23 protein-coding genes and 1 tRNA gene are annotated in these 22,888 nt (G+C 72.1%); 8 read left to right on the top strand and 16 right to left on the bottom strand.

What is annotated here, in order from left to right; all coding sequences use genetic code 11:
• The first annotated feature begins 2 nt into the window (after window positions 1-2).
• Complete coding sequence (locus NMQ01_RS07255) at window positions 3-1,379, top strand: GH1 family beta-glucosidase (protein ID WP_255186182.1); 1,377 nt, start codon at window positions 3-5, stop codon at window positions 1,377-1,379.
• Here NMQ01_RS07255 and NMQ01_RS07250 read toward each other — a convergent pair.
• From NMQ01_RS07250 to NMQ01_RS07235, 4 genes are all read right to left on the bottom strand, one after another.
• Window positions 1,371-1,832 carry a hypothetical protein gene (locus NMQ01_RS07250; protein ID WP_255186181.1) on the bottom strand — a complete coding sequence of 154 codons (462 nt, stop codon included), beginning with the start codon at window positions 1,830-1,832 and terminating at the stop codon, window positions 1,371-1,373. The genes NMQ01_RS07255 and NMQ01_RS07250 overlap by 9 nt on opposite strands.
• A gap of 101 nt (window positions 1,833-1,933) precedes the next feature.
• The gene (locus tag NMQ01_RS07245) at window positions 1,934-2,779 is read right to left on the bottom strand and encodes a MaoC/PaaZ C-terminal domain-containing protein (RefSeq protein WP_255186180.1); all 846 of its coding nucleotides are present in this window, start codon (window positions 2,777-2,779) and stop codon (window positions 1,934-1,936) included.
• Window positions 2,779-4,116 (bottom strand): 3-oxoacyl-ACP reductase, encoded by a 1,338-nt coding sequence (locus NMQ01_RS07240; protein ID WP_255186179.1) that lies wholly within the window; start codon window positions 4,114-4,116, stop codon window positions 2,779-2,781. The genes NMQ01_RS07245 and NMQ01_RS07240 overlap by 1 nt, the downstream gene beginning before the upstream one ends.
• Window positions 4,117-4,150: 34 nt before the next feature.
• Window positions 4,151-5,440 carry an acetyl-CoA C-acetyltransferase gene (locus NMQ01_RS07235; RefSeq protein WP_084452727.1) on the bottom strand — a complete coding sequence of 430 codons (1,290 nt, stop codon included), beginning with the start codon at window positions 5,438-5,440 and terminating at the stop codon, window positions 4,151-4,153.
• Between the two features lie 124 nt (window positions 5,441-5,564).
• Here NMQ01_RS07235 and NMQ01_RS07230 point away from each other — a divergent pair, with 124 nt between their 5' ends.
• The 4 genes from NMQ01_RS07230 (at window position 5,565) to NMQ01_RS07215 (ending at window position 11,091) form a co-directional block, all read left to right on the top strand.
• Window positions 5,565-6,248, top strand: a complete 684-nt coding sequence (locus tag NMQ01_RS07230) for a TetR/AcrR family transcriptional regulator (protein ID WP_255186178.1) — start codon at window positions 5,565-5,567, stop codon at window positions 6,246-6,248.
• A gap of 10 nt (window positions 6,249-6,258) precedes the next feature.
• The gene (locus NMQ01_RS07225) at window positions 6,259-7,629 is read left to right on the top strand and encodes a M20/M25/M40 family metallo-hydrolase (protein WP_255186177.1); all 1,371 of its coding nucleotides are present in this window, start codon (window positions 6,259-6,261) and stop codon (window positions 7,627-7,629) included.
• Window positions 7,626-9,044 carry an MFS transporter gene (locus NMQ01_RS07220; protein WP_255186176.1) on the top strand — a complete coding sequence of 473 codons (1,419 nt, stop codon included), beginning with the start codon at window positions 7,626-7,628 and terminating at the stop codon, window positions 9,042-9,044. Before NMQ01_RS07225 ends, NMQ01_RS07220 begins: the two co-directional genes overlap by 4 nt.
• 112 nt (window positions 9,045-9,156) lie before the next feature.
• Window positions 9,157-11,091, top strand: a complete 1,935-nt coding sequence (locus tag NMQ01_RS07215) for an acyl-CoA dehydrogenase (RefSeq protein WP_369694854.1) — start codon at window positions 9,157-9,159, stop codon at window positions 11,089-11,091.
• 15 nt (window positions 11,092-11,106) lie between these two features.
• Here the strand turns inward: NMQ01_RS07215 and NMQ01_RS07210 are convergent, their stop codons facing one another.
• From NMQ01_RS07210 to NMQ01_RS07200, 3 genes are all read right to left on the bottom strand, one after another.
• Window positions 11,107-12,792 (bottom strand): ABC-F family ATP-binding cassette domain-containing protein, encoded by a 1,686-nt coding sequence (locus NMQ01_RS07210; protein WP_255186174.1) that lies wholly within the window; start codon window positions 12,790-12,792, stop codon window positions 11,107-11,109.
• 88 nt (window positions 12,793-12,880) lie between these two features.
• The gene (locus NMQ01_RS07205; RefSeq protein ID WP_255186173.1) at window positions 12,881-13,114 is read right to left on the bottom strand and encodes a superinfection immunity protein; all 234 of its coding nucleotides are present in this window, start codon (window positions 13,112-13,114) and stop codon (window positions 12,881-12,883) included.
• 15 nt (window positions 13,115-13,129) lie between these two features.
• A complete protein-coding gene (locus NMQ01_RS07200) occupies window positions 13,130-13,969 on the bottom strand; it encodes a PhzF family phenazine biosynthesis protein (RefSeq protein ID WP_255186172.1) in 840 nt (279 codons plus the stop codon).
• A 65-nt stretch (window positions 13,970-14,034) separates the two neighbouring features.
• On the opposite strand from NMQ01_RS07200, the gene NMQ01_RS07195 reads away from it, so the two are divergent.
• Window positions 14,035-15,156: a cysteine desulfurase family protein gene (locus NMQ01_RS07195; RefSeq protein ID WP_255186171.1), complete on the top strand. Its 1,122-nt coding sequence runs from the start codon at window positions 14,035-14,037 to the stop codon at window positions 15,154-15,156.
• Between the two features lie 8 nt (window positions 15,157-15,164).
• Here NMQ01_RS07195 and NMQ01_RS07190 read toward each other — a convergent pair whose 3' ends face one another.
• Window positions 15,165-16,301: a class I SAM-dependent methyltransferase gene (locus NMQ01_RS07190; protein ID WP_255186170.1), complete on the bottom strand. Its 1,137-nt coding sequence runs from the start codon at window positions 16,299-16,301 to the stop codon at window positions 15,165-15,167.
• Between the two features lie 46 nt (window positions 16,302-16,347).
• On the opposite strand from NMQ01_RS07190, the gene NMQ01_RS07185 reads away from it, so the two are divergent.
• The gene (locus tag NMQ01_RS07185) at window positions 16,348-16,623 is read left to right on the top strand and encodes an Ada metal-binding domain-containing protein (RefSeq protein ID WP_255186169.1); all 276 of its coding nucleotides are present in this window, start codon (window positions 16,348-16,350) and stop codon (window positions 16,621-16,623) included.
• Between the two features lie 59 nt (window positions 16,624-16,682).
• On the opposite strand, the gene NMQ01_RS07180 is transcribed toward NMQ01_RS07185, so the two are convergent.
• The 5 genes from NMQ01_RS07180 to NMQ01_RS07160 all read right to left on the bottom strand — a co-directional run bounded on the left by NMQ01_RS07180 (window position 16,683) and on the right by NMQ01_RS07160 (window position 19,728).
• Window positions 16,683-16,759, bottom strand: a tRNA-Val gene (locus tag NMQ01_RS07180).
• Window positions 16,760-16,856: 97 nt separating this feature from the next.
• Entirely contained in the window at window positions 16,857-17,408 is a 552-nt protein-coding gene (locus NMQ01_RS07175) for a PGPGW domain-containing protein (protein ID WP_255186168.1), read from the bottom strand.
• A gap of 26 nt (window positions 17,409-17,434) precedes the next feature.
• Window positions 17,435-18,283, bottom strand: a complete 849-nt coding sequence (locus NMQ01_RS07170) for an aminotransferase class IV (RefSeq protein ID WP_255186167.1) — start codon at window positions 18,281-18,283, stop codon at window positions 17,435-17,437.
• Window positions 18,280-19,302 carry a chorismate-binding protein gene (locus tag NMQ01_RS07165; RefSeq protein ID WP_255186166.1) on the bottom strand — a complete coding sequence of 341 codons (1,023 nt, stop codon included), beginning with the start codon at window positions 19,300-19,302 and terminating at the stop codon, window positions 18,280-18,282. Before NMQ01_RS07165 ends, NMQ01_RS07170 begins: the two co-directional genes overlap by 4 nt.
• A gap of 21 nt (window positions 19,303-19,323) precedes the next feature.
• Complete coding sequence (locus NMQ01_RS07160) at window positions 19,324-19,728, bottom strand: MmcQ/YjbR family DNA-binding protein (protein WP_255186165.1); 405 nt, start codon at window positions 19,726-19,728, stop codon at window positions 19,324-19,326.
• Window positions 19,729-19,975: 247 nt separating this feature from the next.
• On the opposite strand from NMQ01_RS07160, the gene NMQ01_RS07155 reads away from it, so the two are divergent.
• Window positions 19,976-20,830 (top strand): helix-turn-helix domain-containing protein, encoded by an 855-nt coding sequence (locus tag NMQ01_RS07155; RefSeq protein WP_255186164.1) that lies wholly within the window; start codon window positions 19,976-19,978, stop codon window positions 20,828-20,830.
• A gap of 11 nt (window positions 20,831-20,841) precedes the next feature.
• Here the strand turns inward: NMQ01_RS07155 and NMQ01_RS07150 are convergent, their stop codons facing one another.
• From NMQ01_RS07150 to NMQ01_RS07140, 3 genes are all read right to left on the bottom strand, one after another.
• On the bottom strand, window positions 20,842-21,288 hold the full coding sequence (locus NMQ01_RS07150; RefSeq protein ID WP_255186163.1) for a DUF421 domain-containing protein: 447 nt from the start codon (window positions 21,286-21,288) through the stop codon (window positions 20,842-20,844).
• Window positions 21,285-21,767: a hypothetical protein gene (locus NMQ01_RS07145; RefSeq protein ID WP_255186162.1), complete on the bottom strand. Its 483-nt coding sequence runs from the start codon at window positions 21,765-21,767 to the stop codon at window positions 21,285-21,287. The genes NMQ01_RS07150 and NMQ01_RS07145 overlap by 4 nt, the downstream gene beginning before the upstream one ends.
• Before the next feature lie 102 nt (window positions 21,768-21,869).
• Complete coding sequence (locus NMQ01_RS07140; protein ID WP_255186161.1) at window positions 21,870-22,664, bottom strand: SigB/SigF/SigG family RNA polymerase sigma factor; 795 nt, start codon at window positions 22,662-22,664, stop codon at window positions 21,870-21,872.
• Between the last annotated feature and the right edge of the window lie 224 nt (window positions 22,665-22,888).

Raw genomic sequence — 22,888 nt, 5'->3', positions numbered from 1 at the left:
CCGTGCCCCTGCCCCACGACTTCGTCTTCGGCACCTCCACCGCCAGCTACCAGGTCGAAGGGGGTGTGGCCGCCGGTGGCCGTGGCCGCAGCATCTGGGATGACTTCTGCGACCGTTCCGGAGCGATCGCCGACGGGTCGTCGGGGGCGGTGGCCTGCGACAGCTACCACCGGTGGGACGAAGACGTCGCGCTCGTGCGCGACCTGGGCACCGACGCCTACCGCTTCTCCATCGCCTGGCCCCGCATCCAGCCGACCGGAGCCGGGCCGGCCAACCCACAGGGCCTCGACTTCTACGACCGCGCCGTCGACGCACTGTGCGAGGCGGGGGTCGCTCCCTTCGTCACGCTCTACCACTGGGACCTGCCCGCCGCCCTCCAGGCGCGGGGAGGCTGGATGGTCCGGGAGACCGCCGAGCGCTTCGGCGACTACGCGGGGCTCGTCGCCGAGCGTCTCGCCGACCGGGTGGCCATGTGGCTGCCGGTCAACGAGCCCGTCGTCGCCACGCTCTTCGGGCACGCCATCGGGGTCCACGCCCCCGGTGAGTCCCGGGGCTTCGAGGCACTGGCCGCGGCCCACCACCTGCTGCTGGGTCACGGGCTGGCGACCCGGGCGCTGCGCGCGGCGGGTGCCGCGGCGGTCGGCACGGCCAACAACCACACGCCCGTGCACGCGGTGAGCGATGCCGACGGGGACGTCGCTGCCGCAGCGCTCTACGACACGATCCACAACCGGGCCTTCGCCGAGCCGATCCTGCTCGGCGAGTACCCCAACGGCATGGGTGACGGGATGCCCGGACCGGTCGCCGAGGACCTGGCCGTGATCAGCGAGCCGCTCGACGCCTACGGGGTCAACTACTACAACCCGACGCTCGTCGGGATGCCCGGGTCGCCCGGCACCGAGGCCGCCCGCGACGCGGTCCCCGACCAGCAGGTCCAGCTGACCGTCCCCGAGGGCATCCCCTTCGACCTCGTGCCGGTACCGGCTGGTGAGTACACCGCCTTCGGCTGGCCGGTCGCGCCGGAGGGGCTGACCGAGGTGCTCGTGCAGCTGCGCGACCGCTACGGCGACCGGCTCCCGCCGGTGCACGTCACGGAGTCGGGCTGCTCGACGCACGACGTCGTCGAGGACGGCACCGTGCACGACGACGCGCGCATCCGCTACCTCGACCAGCACCTCGACGCCGTGGCCGACGCCATCGACGTCGGGGTCGACGTCAGGGGGTATTTCGTGTGGTCGCTGCTCGACAACTTCGAGTGGGCGGAGGGCTACACCCAGCGCTTCGGGCTCGTGCGGGTCGGTGCCGACCAGGAGCGCACCCCCAAGGACTCCTACGCCTGGCTGCGCGACCGCATCCTGGCTGTGCGCGCCTCAGGCTGAGGCCCGCCAGACGGGCAGGCCCGTGCCGCGCAGCTCACGCTCCTGAGCGCTCGCGACGATGCCCCAGATGCACAGCACGAGGTGCCAGAGGGAGATCAGGGCCCAGGCCGTGATGACCAGACCGAAGGGGAAGAAGCTCATGGTCCCCTCGGGGTCGTCGGCGGTGAGGTACCAGAGCAACCCGAAGTGCGTGCCGACGAGGACGACCGTGAGGACGAGGTAGGTCAGACCCCAGTTGGCCGCGTGCACCCCGTTGCGGGCGGCGAGCCCTCCCTTCGGCCGCAGGGACAGGCCGACACAGATCATCAGGACGCTCGCGAGCAGGCTGCCGACGAAGGGCAGGCACATGAGGGCGGTCAGACCCATCCCCCAGGCGAGCGTCCCGCGCCCGGCCGGCACGGGCTGCTGGACGAAGGGAGGCGGCTGCGGCGGAGACGGGGGCGGGGACGTCATGACCCCATCGTCGCCCACGGACCCGCGGGCCGGCGCGACGGCCCGAGACGCACGACGGCCCGTGTCCCCCTGCGGGACACGGGCCGTCGTGAGCTCGGCGGTCAGGCCAGGGTGAGCACGAGGTGCTCGGTCTCGGGCTTGCGCGTGCTGCGCAGTCCCGCGACGACCTGCTCGCCAGTGGTGTCGATGACGAAGTCGACCTTGGCCGGCAGCAGCACCGGCTTCTTGAACCACACGTGGCTCGTGCTCGAACCGCTGGTGCGCGGACCGATGGCTGCGAGCACCCGGGCGTAGGTCCACATGCCGTGCGCGATCGCCGACGGGAAGCCCATCGCCTTGGCCGTCACACCGCTCATGTGGATCGGGTTGATGTCACCCGACACCAGACCGTAGGTGCGCCCGAGGTTGGCGGGCAGGCTCCACTTGGCTGCCGCCTGACCCGCGGGGATCGCCGGGGGCTGCGCACCGCGGTCCGCGTCGGCGTCACCCTTGCCGCGGGCCAGGTAGGTCGAGCGACCCTCCCAGACGCGCTCTCCCGCGACGTCGACCTCGGTGACGAGGTCGACGACCTTGCCCTTGGGGTGGGCGCGCAGGTTCTCGGCCGAGACGGTGATGTCCAGGGCCTCGTCGAAGCGGATCTCACGGTGCACCGTGATGACGTTCTCGACGTGGACCAGGCCCATGAGCGGCAGGGGGAAGCCCTTGCCCGACATGAGCTGCATCTGCAGCGGGAAGCCGACGACGTGCGGGTAGGTGTGCGGCAGCACGTCGCTGTTGTTGAAGCCGCAGATGCGCTGGTACTCGAGCAGGTCGGACCGGTCGATCTCGTGGCCCTGGAGCCGCAGCCGGGTGTCGGGCAGCGACGAGCCGCCGCCCTTGCCCGGCAGCGCCGCCTTGGCGTAGATCGGCCCCAGCGCGGGGATGCTCTTGACGGTCGTGACGGCCATCAGGCACCCAGCAGCATCTGGCCGCACACGCGCACGGTGTTGCCCGTGACGGCGCGGTTGCTGTCCCAGCTGAACCAGCCGATCGTCTCGGCGACGTCGACCGGCAGACCACCCTGCGACAGGGAGTTGGTCAGGCGGCCGATCTCGCGGGTCGCGAGCGGGATCTTCGCGGTCATCTCGGTCTCGATGAAGCCCGGGGCGACGGCGTTGACCGTCACGCCCTTGGCGAGGACCTGCGGGTCCTTGGCCAGGCTCGACGTCATGCCGATGACGCCGGCCTTGCTCGCGCCGTAGTTGGCCTGGCCACGGTTGCCCGCGATGCCGGCGATCGAGGCGACGTTGACGATGTGGCCGCCCTCGTTGATGGCGGGCACGAGCGCCTCGTTCATCTTGAGGATCGACAGCAGGTTGACGTTGAGGACGGAGCCCCAGCGGTCGGCGTCGGTGTTGACGAGCAGCTTGTCGCGGGTGATGCCCGCGTTGTGCACGACGATGTCGAAGCCACCGTGCAGCGAGGCGGCGTGCTCGACGATCTTGGCCCCGGCATCCTCCGCGGTGACGTCGACCTGCAGGGCCGAGCCACCGATGCGGTTGGCGACCTCGGCGAGCGGGCCGCCGGCGGCCGGGATGTCGACGCAGATGACGGTCGCGCCGTCACGGCTGAGCACCTCGGCGATCGCGGCCCCGATGCCGCGCGCGGCACCGGTGACGACGGCGACCTTGCCCTCGAGCGGGGCGTCCCAGCTCTCGGGGACGACGATGTCGCCGACGGCCTCGCCGACGTGCACGACCTGGGCCGAGACGTAGGCGGAGCGGCCGGAGAGGAAGAAGCGGACGGTCGCCTCGGCGTTGGCGTCGGCGCCCTCGGCGACGTAGACCATGTTGGCCGTGCCGCCGGCGCGCATCTCCTTGCCCACCGAGCGGACGATGCCCTCGAGGGCGCGGCGGGCCGCGGCCTCGGCGACGTCGTCGGTGTCCTCGACCGGGCGGCCGATGACGATGACCCGGCCGGTCGGCGCCAGCGTCTTGAGCGCCGGCGCGAGGATGCCGCGCAGGGTCTCCAGGTCCGCCGGGGTCCTGGCCTGCGTCATGTCGACGACGACACCCGCCACCGAGGTGGACGGGGAGGTCGCGATCTGCACGCCGTCGGCCTGCAGCGCCTGGGTCAGCAGCGCGGCGACGGGGGCGTCACCGTGGCCACCGAGCAGCACGGCGCCGCCGATGAGCGGGGCGCCGGCCTTGTGGCGACGCAGCTTGGTCGGCCGGGGCAGGCCGAGGGTGTTGGCGATCTGCTTGCCCAGACCGGAGCTGACGAACTTGCCGTACTCGAATCCCATGTGGGTGTTCTCCTTGAGTCGGTGCGGGGAAGGCTCAGGCGCCCTCGAGGATGGCCACGACGCCCTGTCCACCGGCGGCGCAGATGGAGATCAGGCCACGGCTGCCCGGGCCCTTGGCGTGCAGCATCTTGGCCAGCGCGGCGACGATGCGGCCACCGGTGGCGGCGAAGGGGTGACCAGCGGCGAGCGAGGAGCCGTTGACGTTGAGCTTGTCGCGGTCGATGGACCCGAGCGGGGCGTCCAGGCCGAGCTTCTCGCGGCAGAAGTCCTCGTCCTCCCACGCGGCGAGCGTGGAGAGCACCGTCGCGGCGAAGGCCTCGTGGATCTCGTAGTAGTCGAAGTCCTGCAGCGTCAGGCCGTTGCGCTCGAGCATGCGCGGGATCGCGTAGGCGGGAGCCATGAGCAGGCCCTCGGCACCGTGGACGTAGTCGACCGCGGCGGCCTGGCCGTCGACGAACCACGCGAGCGGGGTCAGACCCTGCTCCGCGGCCCACTCCTCGGAGCCGAGCAGCACCACGGACGCGCCGTCGGTGAGCGGCGTCGAGTTGCCGGCGGTCATCGTCGCGTCGTCACCCTTGCCGAAGACCGGCTTGAGCTTGGCGAGCTTCTCCATCGAGGAGTCGGCCCGCATGTTCTGGTCCTTGGACAGACCCATGAAGCTCGTGACGAGGTCGTCCTGGAAGCCCTCGTCGTAGGAGCGGGCGAGGTTGTGGTGGCTCTTCATGGCGAGCTCGTCCTGCGCCTCGCGGGTGATGCCCCACTTCTTGGCCGTGATGGCCATGTGGTCACCCATCGACAGGCCGGTGCGCGGCTCGACGTTGGCCGGGGTGGCGATGCCGAGGTCCGTCGGGCGGATCTTGGTGAGCGCCAGGGCCTGCGCCTTGGCGCCCTTGGCCCGGTTGACCTTGAGCAGCTTCTTGCGCAGCGACTCGGTGACGGTGATCGGGGCGTCCGAGGCGGTGTCGACGCCACCGGCGATGCCGGACTCGATCTGGCCCAGCTTGATCTTGTTGGACACGAGGATCGCGGTCTCGAGGCCGGTGCCGCAGGCCTGCTGCAGGTCGTAGGCGGAGGTCGTCGGCGCGAGGGCCGAGCCGAGGACGGCCTCGCGGACGAGGTTGAAGTCGCGGGAGTGCTTGATGACCGCACCACCGGCAACCTCGTCGATGTGCTTGCCACCGAGGTTGTAGCGGGCGACGAGCCCGTCCAGGGCGGCGGTGAACATGTCCTGGTTGGACGCCTCGGCGTACGCGGCGAACTGGCGGGCGAAGGGGATGCGGTTGCCACCGAGGACGGCGGCGCGACGCGGCAGGTTGTTAGCCACCACAGGTCTCCTGGGTCGTGTTGGTGTCAGTCGGGGACGGCGTCGTGCGCCGCCTCTCCCTCCACTGACTTTATGCGATACGGACGGTAGCAGGTACTCCTCGTCCCTGATACCGTCCCGCCTTGTGAGTGACACCACCGACGGCCGCAGCGCCCGCTGGGAGGTGCATCGTCAGGAGCGTCGCAAGGCGCTCGTCGAGTCGGCGATCCGCACCATCCGCAGCCGGGGCGCCACCGTCGGCATGGACGAGCTCGCCGCCGACGCCGGCACCTCCAAAACGGTCTTCTACCGGCACTTCACCGACCGACGCGGCCTCTACCAGGCCGTCGCCGCCCGAGTCGACGAGCTCATCCTGCGCGACATCGGCAAGGTCCTCGGTCGCCGGACGGGCGGGTCCGGCTCCGGGCTCGACGCGCTCGACGTCGACCCGCGCTCGGTGATCCACGCCGCGATCGACGCCTACCTCCAGCTCGTCGAGCGCGACCCCGAGGTCTACCGATTCATCGTCTCCGCGCCGATCGTCGGCACCTCGACCGGCGGCAACGCCGCCGAGGTCGCCGCCAGCGCCACGGGTCGGATGGCGGGGCAGATCAGCGACCTCGTCGCAGCCGCCCTCGTCGAGCGCGGCAACGACCCGGCCCCCGCGATGCTGTGGGGCCAGTCGATGGTCGGACTGGTGCGAGCCGGCGCCGACGCGTGGCTCGCCGGCACCGCGGGCGAGGTCTCCCGCGAGGAGGTCACCGCCCAGCTGACCGACCTCGCCTGGTCGGGTCTGAAGATCGCCTGGAAGCGGCCTACCGACGCGTAGGGTCGCGCCCATGGACCCCATCGACGCGGCCCCCGTCGCGGCACTGCGCGAGATCCTGCGGCTGCCCACCGTGGCCTCCGCGGACCCGGAGACGACCGACCCCGCTCCCTTCGTCGAGCTGCACTCCCGCCTGCGCGAGCACTTCCCCCTGACCCACGAGGTGGGAGAGGTCATCGACGTCCCGCCGCACGCGCTGCTCATCCGGGTGCCCGCCGACCCGACCTCGCCGACGGCCACCGCCGACCCCGTCGTCCTCATGGCCCACATGGACGTGGTCCCGCTCGGCGACGAGAGCCTGTGGACGCACCCGCCGCTGGCGGCCGAGGTCGTCGACGGCGTCATCTGGGGCAGAGGGACCCTCGACGACAAGGGCCAGCTCGTCGCCGTCATCGCCGCCGTCGAGTCCCTCCTGGCCGACGGGCAGCGGCCCGCACGCGACGTGTGGCTCTCCTTCGGCAGCGACGAGGAGGTCATGGGCAGCAGCGCCCGTCGAGCCGTGGAGACGCTGCGCGAGCGGGGCGTACGCCCCTGGTTCGTCCTCGACGAGGGCGGAGCCGTCGCTTCCGAGGCCTTCCCCGGGGTCACGCGGCCCCTCGGGGTCGTGGGCGTCTCGGAGAAGGGGGTGCTCTCCCTTCGGCTCACGGCCAGCGGCCGCGGCGGTCACGCTTCGCGACCGGCGAAGGGGGGTCCCGCCGCCCGCGTGGCCGCGGCGATCACCCGACTGGAGCACCGCCCCTTCCCGGCCCACGTCTCCCCCGCGACGCTCGAGATGCTCCGGCGTCTCGCGCCGCACCTGCCGCGCCCCCTGCGACCGGTCGTCGAGCGCGCCGACCGCTTCCCCGGTGCCCTTGCCCGGCTGCTCGTCGCCGCCGGCCCCGAGGCCGCCGCACTGGCCCGCACGACCGTGGCGGTCACGACGCTCACCGGGTCGCCGGCCATCAACGTCAGCCCCACCTCCGTCGTCGCCGGGCTCAACCTGCGCATCGCGGTCGGCGAGACCACCGCGGACGCCACCGACCGGATCCGGCGGGTCGTCGGGTCCGACATCGACGTCGAGGTGGCCGACGCCCACGAGCCGAGCCCGCTCTCCCCCGTCGACGACCCGGCCTTCGCCCTCCTCGAGCGGACGATCACGACCGTCTTCGACGACGCGGTGCCGGTGCCCTACGTCATGTACGCGGCGACCGACTCCCGGCACTTCACGACGATCTGCCACCGGGTCTACCGCTTCGCGCCCTTCCGGATGAGCGGTGAGCAGCGCGAGGCGATCCACTCCTACGACGAGCGCCTCGGCGTCGCGGACTTCCTCGACGGGGTCCGCTGGTACCGGGCGCTGCTCGACGGGCTGGGCGGGGTCGACGCGACGGGCCCGGCGACGTGAGCCCGACGATCTGGCGAATCGTCGGCTTCCTCGCCGCAGTCGAAATCGCCTCGGGCATCCTGCAGGGCTACTACACGCCGATCTACAGCGACATCGCCGACCACCTGAGCATCGCCGACGGCGATGTCAACTGGTTCGAGGCCGCCCAACTCATCGTCGCGGCGCTGGCGGTGCCCGTGCTCTCCCGGCTCGGCGACCTGCACGGTCACCGTCGGGTGCTCGTCGTCGCGACGGTGATCACGGCGGTCGGCGGGTGGGTCGTGGCCCTGGCCCCCGGCTTCTGGACCTTCCTCGTGGGCTGGGCGATCCAGGGTGCCTACACCGTCTGGCTCCCGATGGAGATCGCGATCCTCCACGAGCGCTCTCGCGAGCACCCCGACCGCCCGGCGCTCGTCAGGCGCGGCGCCGCCCTCCTCGTCATGGCACTCGAGGTCGGCGTCATCGCCGGCGCGCTGGGGGCCGGCGCGCTCCAGCCGGTCCTCGGCATGACCGCACTGCTCGCCGTGCCCGCCGCCGCGACGACGATCGCCCTGGTGGCCATCCTCCTCGGAGTGCGCGACGAGTCGGCTCCGGCCACCGGCCGCCTCGACCTCGTCGGCACCGCGCTGCTGAGCACCGGGCTGCTGCTCGTCCTGGGTGGGCTCGTCGTGGTGCGCCTGCAGGGCCTGGACAGTCCCCCGGCCTGGCTGCTCGTGGCCCTCGGCTGCGCCGTGATGTGGCTCTTCGTCCGCGTCGAGATGGTGAGCAGCTCGCCGCTCCTCGACGTGCGCGCCCTCGCCACCCCGACGATGTGGCCGGTGCAGCTGGCCGCGGCCCTCTTCGGCATGAGCGTCCTGGGCGCCCAGATCCCCCTGTCGACCTTCGCCCGGACCGACCCCGCGGAGGTGGGCTACGGACTGGGCGTCGACGCCGCGGCGATCGCCAACCTCATCGGCCTCTACGTCGTCGCGATGGCCGTCGGGGCGCTGCTGTCCCCCTTCGCCGCCCGTCGTCTCGGGGTGCGGGGCATGCTCGTCGGGGCCGCCGTGCTCGTCGCCGTCGGCTACGCGACCTTCATCCCGCTGCACGACGCGCTGGCGCACGCGATGCTCGCCATGGGCATCGCCGGCCTGGGATCGGGGGCCCTCGTCGCCTCGCTCCCGGCCGCCGCGGCCGCGGCCTCGACGCACGGGGGCACGGCCGAGGCGGCGGGCCTGACCAATGCGACCAAGACCGTCGGCGGCTGCCTGGCCTCGGCGCTCTTCGCCGTGGCCCTGGCGTCCACGGGCAGCATCTCCGACCCGACCGAGGGGCACGCGCCCCTGTCGGGCTACCTCGTCGTGTGGGGCATCTGCGCCGGCTCGGCCCTGCTCGCCGCGCTGGCGCTCTCTCGCCTGCCTGCGACGGATCGGGAGCTCGAGGCCGTCGAGGTGTGAGCTGCCGACCGCATTTCCTTAGGGTCGTGCGACGTCTGGCTCGGCGTCGACGTGACGCGGTCACCATCGGCTCGGCGCCCGCCGCGCCCGGGGATCTGCGAGCATGCGAAGCATGAGCGCCCAGCAGACCAAGGACCCCGTCGCCGAGCAGATCCGCGCCGTCCTCGACGGTCGGTGGGAGGCGATCCGTCAGCAGCTGCGAGCGGACCCGCGCTTCCCCGTGGCCGAGCCCGACCTGCGCCTCGACCTCGAGGAGCACCGGGCGCGCACCCTGGAGCTCGTCACCGCCCTCACCGACAGCGAGCTCGTCCGGGCGACCCTGCCGGTCGAGCTCGGTGGCACGGGTGACGTCGGGGCCTCGGTCACCGGGCTGGAGATGATCGGCCACGGGGACCTGTCGGTCTTCGTCAAGGCGGGCGTGCAGTTCGGCCTCTTCGGTGGGGCCATCGCCAACCTCGGCACCGAGCGCCACCACCGCGAGTACCTGCCCGGCATGGCCGACCTGTCGCTGCCCGGGTGCTTCGCGATGACCGAGACCGGTCACGGCTCCGATGTGCAGTCGATCCTCACGACGGCGACCTACGACCCCGCGACCGACGAGCTGGTCGTGCACTCCCCTTCGCCCGCTGCCCGCAAGGACTACATCGGCGGCGCCGCCCGCGACGCCCGGCTCGCCGCGGTCTTCGCCCAGCTCGTCGTCGGCGAGGAGCAGCACGGCGTGCACTGCGTCCTCGTCCCCCTGCGCGACGAATCGGGCCAGCCGATGCCCGGCGTGACGATCGGCGACTGCGGGACCAAGCTCGGCCTCAAGGGGGTCGACAACGGCCGGCTGATGTTCGACCAGGTGCGCGTCCCCCGCGCCAACCTGCTCAACAAGTACGGCGACATCGACGACCAGGGCCGCTACTCCTCGCCCATCGAGAGCGTCAACCGGCGCTTCTTCACCATGCTCGGCACGCTCGTGCGCGGCCGGGTGACGGTCGCCGCCGGCGCCGGTGCGGCCACCCGCAGCGCCCTCACCCTCGCGGTGCGCTACGGCCTTCAGCGCACGCAGTTCACCTACCCCGACGGCGAGCACGAGGTCGTCGTCATGGACTACCGGGCCCACCAGCGCAAGCTCCTGCCCCGGCTCGCGAGGTCCTACGCGCTGGCCCTCGCGCAGAACGCCCTGACCGGCAAGCTCGCCGACATCAGCACCGGCGAGATCACCGACGAGTCCTCGCAGCGCGAGCTCGAGGCGCGCGCCGCCGGGCTCAAGGCGATCACGACCGAGCACGCCAACGACACGATCCAGGCCTGCCGGGAGGCGTGCGGCGGGGCCGGCTACATGGCGCTCAACCGCTTCGCCGACCTCAAGGCCGACACCGACGTCTTCGCGACCTTCGAGGGCGACAACACGGTGCTGCTGCAGCTGCTCGCCAAGGGCATGCTCACCGACTACAAGAGCGACTTCCAGGAGCTCGACACCCGAGGCGCGATCCTCTTCGGCGCCCGGCAGGTGACGACCTCGGTCATCGAGCACACCATCGGAGGGTCGATCATCCAGCGACTGATCTCCGGCGCCCCGGGCAAGGACGGCGACAACGCGCTCGAGGACCGCGGCGGTCAGCTCGCCTTCTTCGAGGACCGCGAGTCGCACCTCACCGAGACGCTCGCGATGCGCCTGCGCCGCGCCGGCGAGGAGGGCGCCGACTCCTTCCGGGTCTTCAACGAGGCCCAGGACCACCTGCTCGAGTCGGCCCGCGCGCACATCGACCGGATCGCGCTCGAGGCCTTCGTCACCGCGATCGAGGAGGCCCCCGACGGTCCCGGTCGCGACCTGCTCAACCTCGTGTGCGACCTCTTCGTCTTCAGCACGGTCGAGGCCAACCGCGCCTGGTTCATCGAGCACGGTCGGCTGAGTGCCAGCCAGTCGAAGGGGGTCGTCGCGCGCGTCAACGAGCTGTGCGGCGAGCTGCGGCCCCACGCGGCGACGCTCGTCGGTGGCTTCGGCATCCCCGACCACTGGCTGACCACGGAGATGATGGCGGACCTGGCGAGCTTCTAGACCGGGGCGGGAGGGTCACCGAGCGCGGGTGACCCTCCCTTCGTCCCAGACCGGGCCGTCGGTCTCCCGGACCCGCCCGTCGGCCCCGTAGACGAGGAAGCGGTCGAAGCCTCGGGCGAACCACCGGTCATGGGTCACGGCGAGCACGGTGCCGGCGAAGGCGTCGAGGCCCTCCTCGAGGGCCTCGGCCGACTCGACGTCGAGGTTGTCGGTCGGCTCGTCGAGGAGGAGGAGGGTCGCGCCCGACAGCTCGAGGAGCAGGATCTGGAAACGCGCCTGCTGCCCGCCCGACAGCGACTCGAAGGTCTGCTCCCCCGCGTGGGCCAGCTCGTAGCGGTCGAGGACCCGGCTCGCGGCCTCGCGCCCGAGACCCGATCGGTGGTCGTCGCCCCGGTGCAGGATCGCCAGGAGGGTGCGCCCGATGAGCTCGGGGTGCTCGTGCGTCTGGACGAACCACCCGGGGCGCACCCGCGCACCGAGCCGGGCCCGTCCCGTGTGCGCGACCGGCTCGATGACGGCCTCGCCGACCGGGAGGTTGTCGACCTCCGGGTCGCTGCCGCCGGCAGCCAGCAGGCGCAGGAAGTGCGACTTGCCCGAGCCGTTGGACCCGAGCACCGCGACCCGCTCGCCGTACCAGACCTCCAGGTCGAAGGGCTGCATCAGCCCCGTGAGCTCGAGCCGCTCGCACACGACCGCGCGCTTGCCGGTCCGACCACCCTGCAGGCGCATCGTCACCTTCTGCTCGCGGGGCTGCTCGCTCGGCGGCCCTTCCTGCTCGAAGCGCTCGAGCCGGGTGCGGGCCGACTGGTAGCGCGAGGCCATGTCCGAGTTGTACTTCGCCTTCTGCTTGTACATGAGCACGAGCGCCTTGAGCTTCGCGTGCTCCTCGTCCCACCTCTTGCGCAGCTCCTCGAAGCGGGCGAAGCGCTCCTGGCGGGCCTCGTGGTAGGTCCCGAAGCCGCCCGGGTGGGTCCACACGCGGTTGCCCGCGGTCCCGAGCTCGACGGTGACGACGCGCGTGGCGGTGTTGGCGAGCAGCTCACGGTCGTGGCTGATGTAGAGGATCGTCTTGTCGGAGGCGCGGATCTGCTCCTCCATCCAGATCTTGCCGGGAACGTCGAGGTAGTTGTCCGGCTCGTCGAGCAGCAGCACCTCGTCGGGCCCGCGCAGCAGGTACTCGAGGACGAGCCGCTTCTGCTCGCCCCCGGAGAGCGTGGCCAGCTCGCGGTACTTGCAGCGCTCGAAGGGGACGCCCAGCGCGGCCGTCGTGCACACGTCCCAGACGACCTCCTGGTCGTAGCCGCCCGCATCGGCGAAGTCGGACAGCGCCGTCGCATAGCGCATCTGGGTGCGCTCGTCCTCGATCTCCATGAGGGCCAGCTCGAGGCGGTCGACCTCGGCGGCCGCCTCGCGAACCGCCTTGGGAGACACCGACATCAGCAGGTCGGTAACCGTGGGCCGCTCCCCCAGACCGGCACCGACGTGCTGGCGCATGATCCCGAGCCCACCGGTGCGAGCGACCGACCCGGCGTGCGGAGTCAGCTCCCCGGTGACGATCCGCAGCAGCGTCGTCTTGCCGGCGCCGTTGGCCCCGACGAGGGCGACCTTGGCGCCCTCGCCGACGCGGAAGGAGACCTCGTCGAGCAGCACGCGCCCGTCCGAGAGCTCGTACCTGACACCGGCGATGTCGACATGTCCCACGAAGGGGGATCCTCCCCCATCAGCCCTCGGCCACCAACAGCATTCTTTGCCGGTCCCTGAGGAGGCCGCCCGCGGCCGTCTCGAAGGGTCAGCGCACCTCGAGGATGCGGTGCTCCTTGATCGACATGACGAGGGCGACGATCCACCCGACGACGGTCCAGCCGAGGAGCAGGTTGACCCAGAAGACCGACCAAGCATTGCGGTTGCCCCGCACGGCCGCGATCGCCCACGGGAGCATGTAGCCGGCACTGACGACGGCGACGATGATCGCCACCGGGGCGCTGACGACTCGGGTCTTCTGGTCGGTGACGATGCGTGGCATGGCTCCAGCCTAGGGTCAGAGGCTGATCGTGCCCTGCACGAGTGAGGTGACCGTGCCGCCGACCCGGACCTCGCCGCCCGCGGCGGTGAGCGACAGGACGCCGGAGCGCCCGATGCACCCGCCCTGGGTCACGGTCCAGCGGTGCGGGGCCTCCCCTTCGGCCACGAGCCACTGGGCGATGCCGGCGTTGAGGCTCCCGGTGACGGGGTCCTCGCCGACGCCGAGGCCGGGCACGAAGGCCCGCGTCTCGTAGAGGTGCTCGCCGCCGTCCTCGTGCCAGCCGATGACCCCGACCTTGGCGTCGGGCGCGTGCGACCAGTCAGGCCGCAGGCCACGGACGTGCTGGGCCGAAGGGAGGCGCAGCGCGGCCCAGCCCGGACCGTTGTCGACCCACTGGTGCCCGACGACGTCGGCGCGCGTGATGCCCAGGGCCGCGACGAGGCGGTCGAGGTCGGCGTCGTCCAACGGCCCCGTGCGCACGAGCGGCGGTGCGGTGAAGGCGAGCTCGCTCCCTTCGCGATGGACGTCGACGAGCCCGGCGCCGCACTCCTGCACGATGCGGTCCTCGTGCCGTGGGGTGCCTCCGTGGGTCAGCCAGGCGTGGGCGGTGCCGAGCGTCGGGTGCCCGGCGAAGGGGAGCTCGCCGCCGGGGGTCATGATGCGCACCCGGTAGTCGGCCTCGGGCGTGGTGGGCGGCAGGACGAAGGTCGTCTCGGACAGGTTGGTCCACCGCGCGACCTCCTGGAGCAGGTCGTCGTCGATGCCCTCGCCGTCGAGGACGACGGCCAGCGGGTTTCCGGAGTACGGCCGAGTGCCGAAGACGTCGACCTGGGTGAAGGCACGGGAGCGGGGCATCGCGGTCCTCTCGTCGGGGGTGGCCCCATCCTCCCCGGCCGGGCAACGCTCGACATCATGGGGGCATGGCCGCTGACCCCGTGTACCTCGACCACAACGCGACGACGCCCATCGCCCGCGAGGTCGCCGAGGCGGTGTGGCCGCACCTGACGCAGGACTTCGGCAACCCGTCGAGCGCCTCGGTGCAGGGCCGGCGTGCTCGGGTGGCGGTCGACCGGGCCCGCGAGCAGGTCGCGGCACTCGTCGGCGCCGAGCCCGACGAGATCGTCTTCACCTCCGGTGGCACCGAGGCCAACAACATCGCGATCCGGGGCACCGCTCGGCACCTCACGACCCGCGTGGCCGTCACCTCGTGCGTCGAGCACCCGGCGACCGCCGCTCCCTTGGCGCACCTGCAGGAGCACCACGGCTGGCAGGTGCACGAGCTGCCGGTCGACGGCGAGTGCCGGGTCCGCCTCGACGCGCTCCCCACCGGTGCGATCGGCCTCGGCACGCTGATCCTCGCGCACAACGAGACCGGCGCGATCCAGCCGGTGGCGCAGCTCGCCGAGCGCGTCCACCGTCTGGGTGGCCTCGTCCACGCCGACGCGGCCCAGGCGGTCGGCAAGATCCCGGTCGACGTCGACGACCTCGGGGTCGACCTGCTGTCGATCGCGGGGCACAAGCTCTACGGGCCGAAGGGGGTCGGTGCCCTCTACGTGCGCCGCGGCACCCGGGTCTCCCCCGTCGTCCTCGGAGCCGGGCAGGAGGGTGGCCTGCGCCCGGGGACGGAAAATGTCGCGCTCATCGTCGGTCTCGGGGTCGCCGCCGAGGTCGCCGGGCAGCTGCTCTCCGCGGAGGTCGAGCGTCAGGCCGCTCTGCGAGAGGCGTTGTGGGACAGGCTCGCTCGTGCCGTGCCGGGGTTGGTGCGGGTGTCGCCCGAGCAGGCCTGCCTGCCCAACACCCTCATGGTGTCCCTCCCCGGTCGCCTCGGGGCGCAGGTCCTCGAGGCGGTCAGCGACGTGTCGGCATCGACCGGCAGCGCCTGCCACGCGGGCGTGCACTCGCCCAACGCCGCGCTGCTCGCCATGGGCCTCGACGCCGACACCGCGCTCGGTGCCCTCCGGCTCTCGCTCGGCCGGTCGACGAGCACCGAGGACGTCGAGTCGGCCGCAACCGCACTGGCCCGGGGACTCGTCGCGCTCTGAGTGCCCGGCTACCGGGCCGGCTGGCTTCCCTGGGCCACCGTCAGCCGCCAGAGGGACGTGACCTCGGCACGTCGAGCGGCGTGGAGGGCGTCCTTCGCGTCGCTCGCCCGGCTGTGGCGCGGCACCGTCTCCAGCCGGTCGACGACCTCGAGTCCGGCATCGCCGATGAGGCCGAGCAGCTCCTCCCGAGCGCGCAGACCGAGGTGCTCGGCGAGGTCGGAGATGACCAGCCAGCCCTCGCCCCCCGGCTCAAGGTGCTCCGGGAGGCCGGCGAGGAAGCGGCGCAACATGTCCGAGCCGGGGTCGTAGATGCCCGCCTCGAGGTCGGAGGTCGGCTCGCCGGGCAGCCACGGCGGGTTGCACACGACGAGATCGGCCCGACCGTCCGGGAAGAGGTCCGCCTCGAGCGCCTCGACCCGGTCGGCGACGCCCAGCCGGTGCGCGTTGTCGCGGGCGCAGGCCACGGCGCGCGGGTTGATGTCGGTGGCGACGACCCGCTCGACACCTCGCTGCGCCAGCACGACGGCGAGCACTCCTGTGCCCGTGCCGAGGTCGAAGGCCGTGCGCGGGATCGGTTGCGCCAGAGGCGCATCGGCCACGAGATCGATGTACTCGCCGCGGACCGGGGAAAAGACGCCGTAGGCCGGGTGGATGCTCGCCCCGAGCGCCGGGACGTGCACCCCCTTCGTCTGCCACTGGTGGGCGCCGATGACGCCGAGCAGCTCGCTGAGGGCGACCACCATGGGTCCGAACCCCGGGCCGTAGGCGGCCAGGCAGGCCGCGCGCACGTCGGGCGCGCGCCGCAGGTCGAGCGAGCGGTCGACACCGAGCTCGACGACGAGCTGCGCCATGAGCCTCGCCCGCTCGGCTCGCTCGGCCCGGTGCCCGGCGAAGGTCACCTCGCCGCGCTGCCGCCGCGAAGCGCGGCGCTCGATGCGACGGTCCATGGCCTTGAGCAGCTGGCGAGCGTTGTGGTGGTCACCGCGCCAGAGGATCGCGGTGCCCCGGGAAGCAAGCCGTATCGCGGTGTCGGCGGTCATCGTGTCGTCGCCCACGACGACCCGGGACGGGACGGGCGCCCCGCTCTCGGAGTGCCACTCGGCCTCGTGGTCGGTGCCGTCCTCGACCCAGTGGATGGTGTCCATGGTGCGGTGAGTCTACGGTCGTCACGTCGACCGAAGGGAGCGCCCGATGACCAGGAAGACGTACACGCTGCTCGGCGCGGACAGGGTGCCGTACGACAGCCCGACCTCCGGCACCTTGGGCGGGCACCGAAAGGGACGGATCTACGGTCGTCTCGACTGCCCGACGGCGCTGCGGGCCATCGCGAAGGGCGGATACGTCACCCAGCGCGTGTTCTTCGCCGACGAGGCCACGGCGATCGCTGCCGGGTTCCGCCCCTGTGCCGTCTGCCTGCCGCAGGAGTACGCCGCGTGGCGACGGGCGGGCGAGCGGTGCGTCTCGTGACGGCCCCCTCGACGACGAAGGCCCGAGACCTGCTCGTGCAGGGTCTCGGGCCTTCGGTGTGGTGGACGTAAAGGGACTCGAACCCCTGACCTTTCGCGTGTGAAGCGAACGCTCTAACCAACTGAGCTATACGTCCGTGGTGCTCCCTGACCAGTCTCCCGGCCGGGCAACCTGAGCAGAGTACCCGGCGGGCTCCCTTCGGTGCCAATCGGTCCCGCGGCGTGTCCCGCCGATCAGGCCCGGTGCAGCCCCGGGACCTGCAGCAGCAGGTCGAGCACCTGCTGGGGCAGCCATCCGGGGACGCCCGTGATGAGCAGCGCGAGGTAAAAGCAGAACCACCCGAAGGCCGCCGAGAGCAGCAGCATCGGGATCTTCGCCTTCCACGGCAGAGCGCGCGTGTACTGCTCGAAGGCCTTGACCTCCGCCTTGACGAACTGCGTCACGCGACGGGCCCAGATGAACTCCGTGCTCCACAGGAAGAGGCCGACGAAGATCACCGCCCACCCCGGCCCCACGAGCGGGACCATCGGGATGCCGGCGATGATGAGCAGCAAGCCGAGCGTCGCGATGACGACCCGGTAGACCGGCCCGATGACCGGATGGGTGCGCAGCGCCCGTCGCCAGCGGATCGGGTCCTCGTGCGCGTCGATCCGGCCGTCCTCGCCGAAGCGGTCGAGCAGCTCCTGGCGCACGATCGCGTGCTGCTCGCGGCGCACGTCACGGTAGGCCCGTCGGGCCCCCGATGCGTCCTTGCCCTGACCAGCAGTCTCGCTGGTCGTGTCCACGTCCCCCGCCATGGTCTCCACTCCGGTCAGGGGTTGATCTCGGTCGCGGACGCCGCGGCCCAGGCCTGCTGGACGCGGGTGGTCACGGGGCCGGGCGCCGGCAGCTCACGATCGTCGACCCGGTGGACCGGGTGCACGTCGCGGGTGGTGCCGGTGAGGAAGACCTCGTCGCACGTCTCGAGGACGGACATCGGCAGGGCCTCCTCGACGACCTCGATGCCGGCGGCACGGGCCCACTCGATGGTCAGCTCACGGGTGATGCCGGCCAGCGGTGCACTGCTCAGCGCGGGCGTGCGCACCACACCATCGACGACGACGAAGATGTTGCTGCCGGTCGCCTCGCACAGCTCGTCGCGGTTGTTGCCGAAGATCGCCTCCGACGCCCCGCGGGCCTTGGCGTGTGCGAGCGCGATGACGTTGTCGGCGTAGGAGGTCGTCTTCAGCCCCGCCGTGGCCGCCCGCTCGTTGCGGGTCCAGGGCACGGTCGCGACCGCCACGCTGGGGGCGAAGGGGGGAACCTCCGCCGCGGTGACGATGTAGGTCATGCCGCTGTCGCCCCGGTCGGAGCCGAGCGGCCCCAGACCCGCGGTGATCGTGTAGCGCAGCCGGCCGAAGCCGATTGTGGGGCCGGCCCCGAGGACTGCGGCGACACCCTCCTCGATGACCCCGCGGTCGGCGGGCGGCAGGCCCAGCCCGGCGAGGGTGCGGTCGAGGCGGGCGTAGTGCCGGTCGGCCGCGAAGACCTGCCCGTCGACGATCTTGCACGTCTCGAAGGCGCCGTCGCCCACGGTGACCCCGTGGTCGAGGGCGGCCAGCGCCGGCTGGTCCGCCGCGACGAGCGCCCCGTCGACCCAGACGCGTACCTCGTTGCTCATGTCACCACTCTTCCAGATGCCAGCCCGACGAGGACACGTGCCTTGAGCTCGCACTCACGCCACTCCCCCTCCGGGTCGGATGCCCAGGTGATGCCCGCCCCGGTGCCGAAGCGCAGCCGACGCACCCCGTCGGGGTCCGTCGCAGTCCAGAACGTGCGGATCCCCACGGCGAGTTCCCCGCGCGGACCGTCAGGATGATCGGCGTCGACCCAGCCCACCGCACCGCAGTAGGGACCGCGCGGCACCGGCTCGAGGTCGGCGATGGCGGTGAGGGCGCTCGACTTCGGGGCCCCGCTCACCGACCCGGGCGGGAAGCTCGCGTCGAGCACCTCCGCCCACGTCGTGCCGGGCCGCAGATCTCCGGCGACGTCGCTCACGAGGTGCACCAGCCCGGGGTGCTCCTCCGGCCCGCAGAGCCGCTCGACGACGACGCTGCCGGGAGCACACACGTGCTGCAGGTCGTTGCGGACGAGGTCGACGATCATGACGTTCTCCGCGACGTCCTTGGTGCGCATCTGCTCGACCGTCGGCGCGGTCCCCTTGATCGGGCTCGACACGATCCGGTCCCCCGTGCGGGTCAGGTAGCGCTCGGGTGAGGCCGTGACGACGTCGACACCGGCGGAGGGCACGTGCACGATCCCGGCGAAGGGGGCGGGGTTGCCGGCCGCGAGCCGCGCGGCGAGGTCGGGCAGCCGGGCCTCGTCGGGCAGCGGCGCCGAGAGCACCGTCGTGAGGTTGACCTGGTAGACCGTGCCGGCCGCGATGCGGCGACGGACCTCCTCGACCCCGGCGACGTAGGCGGCTCGGTCGAGCGACGGGCGCCAGTCCGTGACCGCCGGCCAGTGGGCGGCGTCACCGGGGGCGCTCCCCCCTTCGTCCCGACGCGCGAAGCGCACGGCGGTCAGCTCGCCCTCGAAGGTCACGACGACGGCCCACCGGCCACGCTCGAGGTGGGCCGGGTCGTGGCTGACCTCGACCGGGTCCCACCACGTCGTCGACCCGAAGCGCGCGAACTCCACGCGACGAGGATAGGCGGCGGGTCAGTCGGCTCCGCGCTCCGCGTCGAGCCTCGCGACGAGTCGCGCGCCGGCGGTGCGCCGGTAGGAGATCTCGAGCAGCTCGGCGACCTCGTCCCAGTCGGTGCCGTCGTCGAGGTCGAGCCCGACCCACCCGCTCGGCCCGAGGTAGGCCGGCCGGTAGCAGCGCGGGTCCTGCAGGAGCGCGCGGGCCTCCTCCTCGTCCGGCTGGACGACGAGCGAGGTGCCGTGCTGCTCGTACTGCCCATCGACCTTGATCGAGCCGCCGTAGTAGGCGAAGACCTTGGTCGTGAAGAAGGCGGGGTGCCCGTGGCTGACCTTTTCGTCGCTGCCGGGCAGGGCGAGGGCCAGCCCGCGGACGCGCGCCAGCAGCGGATCGTCGTCGTCGAACATCAGCGGGTGCGCCATGCGCTCCACAGTAGGCATGGCCCTCCTACCCCGTGGCGGTCCGCACAAGCGGCAATCCAGCGGCAACCTTGCCGCCATCACTGGAGTCCACCGCGGCCACAGACCTACCGTTGGGTACGCACAAGTACATCGCTCCGGGGGAGATCGTCGAAGGGGGCCGTTACCGACGCCGGGAACGGCCCCCTTCGACATGCCGGGGGGTGTGGTCTGCGCCCCACCGGAGCCGCCGCTGGTGCACCCTTGGAGCATGAGTCGGGCAGCACGGGGAGGCGCGTGGCTACGTCGGGTCCGCCGCGAGGAGGGCCTGACCCAGGGCGCCCTCAGCGACCACTCCGGAGTGAGCGTGCGGACCATCCGTGGCCTCGAGCGCGGTGAGATCCTCACCCCGCAGATCGCCACGCTGCAGCAGATCGCCGTCGCGCTCGGCCTCACGCCCCAGGAGCAGACCGAGTTCATGCACGCCTGGGCGACCGAGCGGCTCATCACCTTCGAGGAGCTGCTCGACCCCGGGCTCAGCGAGCTCGAGCAGATCGACGCCCTGACCCGCCTCTCGCTGGGCGCCTACCGCGTCATCAGCCAGGTGTGGCGCACGAGCGTCGCGGCCAACCGCCGCATCACCCGCACTGGGTGCCAGACCTCCATCGCCGCCGTCGAGGACGGCCTCGAGCGGGTCTTCAGCGTCCAGGGCGGCGACGAGACGACGTGCGCGGCGGACATGCGCTTCGTCCCGTTGCTCGGTTGCTCCCTGCTGGGCCGACAGGACTTCCCCGACAGCAATGTCGTCGTCTTCGAGGTGGGCCTCCCCCGGCGGTTGGCGAAGGGGGAGATGCACGCCTACGCCTACCAGATCATCGACGAGGTGGCACCGGACGCCGACCTGGGTGACAGCGACGGCTTCGTGTGGGGGCCACCGCACACGGCCCGATCGGTCGTCGTGTCGGTGGAGTTCGAGGTGGCGCCGGCCGCGATCACGCGGGTCGAGTGCCCACCCGGAGGACAGCTGGTCCTGGGTGAGGCCGTGACCCTCGACGACGACCGCCGCGCGTCGATCGTCCTGGAGGACGCGGGCCCGGGCGCCTTCGGCTTCACCTGGCAGTGGTGAGGCCGCAAGGGTCATCGCCCTGACCGCTCGAAGAAAGAAAAGGACCCGTTGGGCTCGAGCAGTCCCAGCCTGATCTCGGCGAGGTCCTTGATCCCCTGCGCGCGTGCCGCCTCGGCCAGGTCGTCGACGGTGACCCGCTCGCGTCGCATCACCCGCTCGTCCGGCGCGCCGTCGATGAGGACGATGCACGGCACCCCGTCGACCACCGGTCGGGCGGGCGCCCACCGATAGCTCAGCCACGACAGCAGGACCGTGAGCACGGCGAAGGTCGCCGTCGCGACGAGGGCCCCGACGAGCGAGGTGTCCTCGGAGATGACCGCCTCGGCGACGATGTCACCGATGACGAAGAGCATGACGAGCTCGAAGGCGGTCATCTGGGACAGCTCGCGCTTGCCCATGACGCGCAGGACGACCATCAGGACGAGGAAGACGGCGGCCGCGCCGAGGATCGTCGTCACGGCAGCACCCACGTCCGTGTCGAGACGGTCTGGACGTCGCCGTCGACGACGGCGGAGATGTCCCCGTCGCGAGCGCCTGCACCCAGCTGGGTCGGGACGCGGCCGTCGAGGCTGACCCTCGTCGCCCGGGAGCCCGCTCCTTCGAACTCCAGCTCGACCTGGCCTCCCCGGCTGCGGGTCGCCGACGGCTGCGGGTGGAAGGTCTCGATGCCCAGGTCGTCGAGGACGGTCCGGTCGATCCGGACGACGTGCCGAGACGAGTCGCGACCCGGCGGGATGGTGACCACGATCCTGCTGTCGAGCGCCGGGCGGGTAACGGTCGGGTAGGTGACCGTCAGGTCCCCGGCTCCGGCCGTCCTCGTCGCGGTCCCGGGGCCGAAGAGTCCCGCTGCAGCGGCGATGAGGACGAGGCACAGCACACCGACGCCGACGCGCCTGAGGAGGGCCTCGCGCTTCTGCCACCGCGTGGGGAGCGCCACGCGCGCCGTGGGCACCTCCTCGACGACGTCGTCACGATCCTTGCCGCTCCCCTACCCCGGTTGTCGCCGGGGATGCACGCGGCGTCGCACGGTCAAGCCGGGTCAGCCCTCGAGGCGTGTGCGCAGTCGCCGGCAGATCCCAGTGATGAGCCGCGAGACCTGCATCTGGCTGACGCCGATGCGCTCCCCGATCTGCCGCTGGGTGAGGTCCTGCCCGAAGCGCAGGCTGATGATGCGGCGGTCGCGCTCGTCGAGGTCGGCCATCGCGGCGCGCAGCGAGATGAGCGTGACCGACCGGTCGAAGGGGTCCTCCCGCCCGTCGTCGAGGGTGTCGCCGAGCGTCGCCGCGGCGTCGTCGTGGACGGGCTGGTCCAGCGAGGTCGAGCGGTACCGGTCTCCGGCCGCGCGGGCCCGGCGGACGTCCTCCGGCGTGACGCCACCCTCCTCGGCGATCTCGTCCACCGACGGGTCGCGTTGCAGGCGCTGCTGCAGGCTGGTGGTGGTCTCTCGCACGCGGTGGTGCAGCTCCTGCAGCCCGCGCGGCGGACGCACCGCCCACCCGTGGTCGCGGAAGTGGCGCTTGAGCTCCCCGGTGATCGTCGGGGCGGCGAAGGCGCTGAAGCCACTGCCCCTCTCGGGGTCGTAGCGCCGGGCGGCGAGGACCAGGCCGAGCATCGCGACCTGGACGAGGTCGTCGAGGTCGATGCCCCGGCCGGCGAAGCGGGTGGCCAGACCGACGGCGAGGCCCTCGTTGGCCATGACGGCGCGCTCGCGCAGCCGTGCGGCATGGGCGGGGTCGGACTCGGCGCGTGCCTGGGCCAGCAGATCGGTGGTCCGACGGTCACGCTCCCCGTACGATCCGGTGGATTCTTCGGTACCGGTGTGGGTGATGGACATGCGGCGGCCTCACTCTCATGGAGCAATGGGCCAGCCACGGTCTCGAGCCGACGTCGTGCTCCTCAAGCCAACCACCGCGTCGGACGACACGCAACACATCGGCGCATCACCTGCGCCGAGCGGGGCATGCCCGCTTGCCCGTGAGGGTAGGGGCGACAGTGACGATCCGGCCTGCAGCCGAACCGAGACAGGGGGTGAGCTCAGCCGTGACCACGCGTGACCGG

The organism is Janibacter sp. CX7, assembly GCF_024362365.1.
GTDB lineage: Bacteria > Actinomycetota > Actinomycetes > Actinomycetales > Dermatophilaceae > Janibacter.
This window is presented reverse-complemented; position numbering and strand designations above follow the sequence as displayed.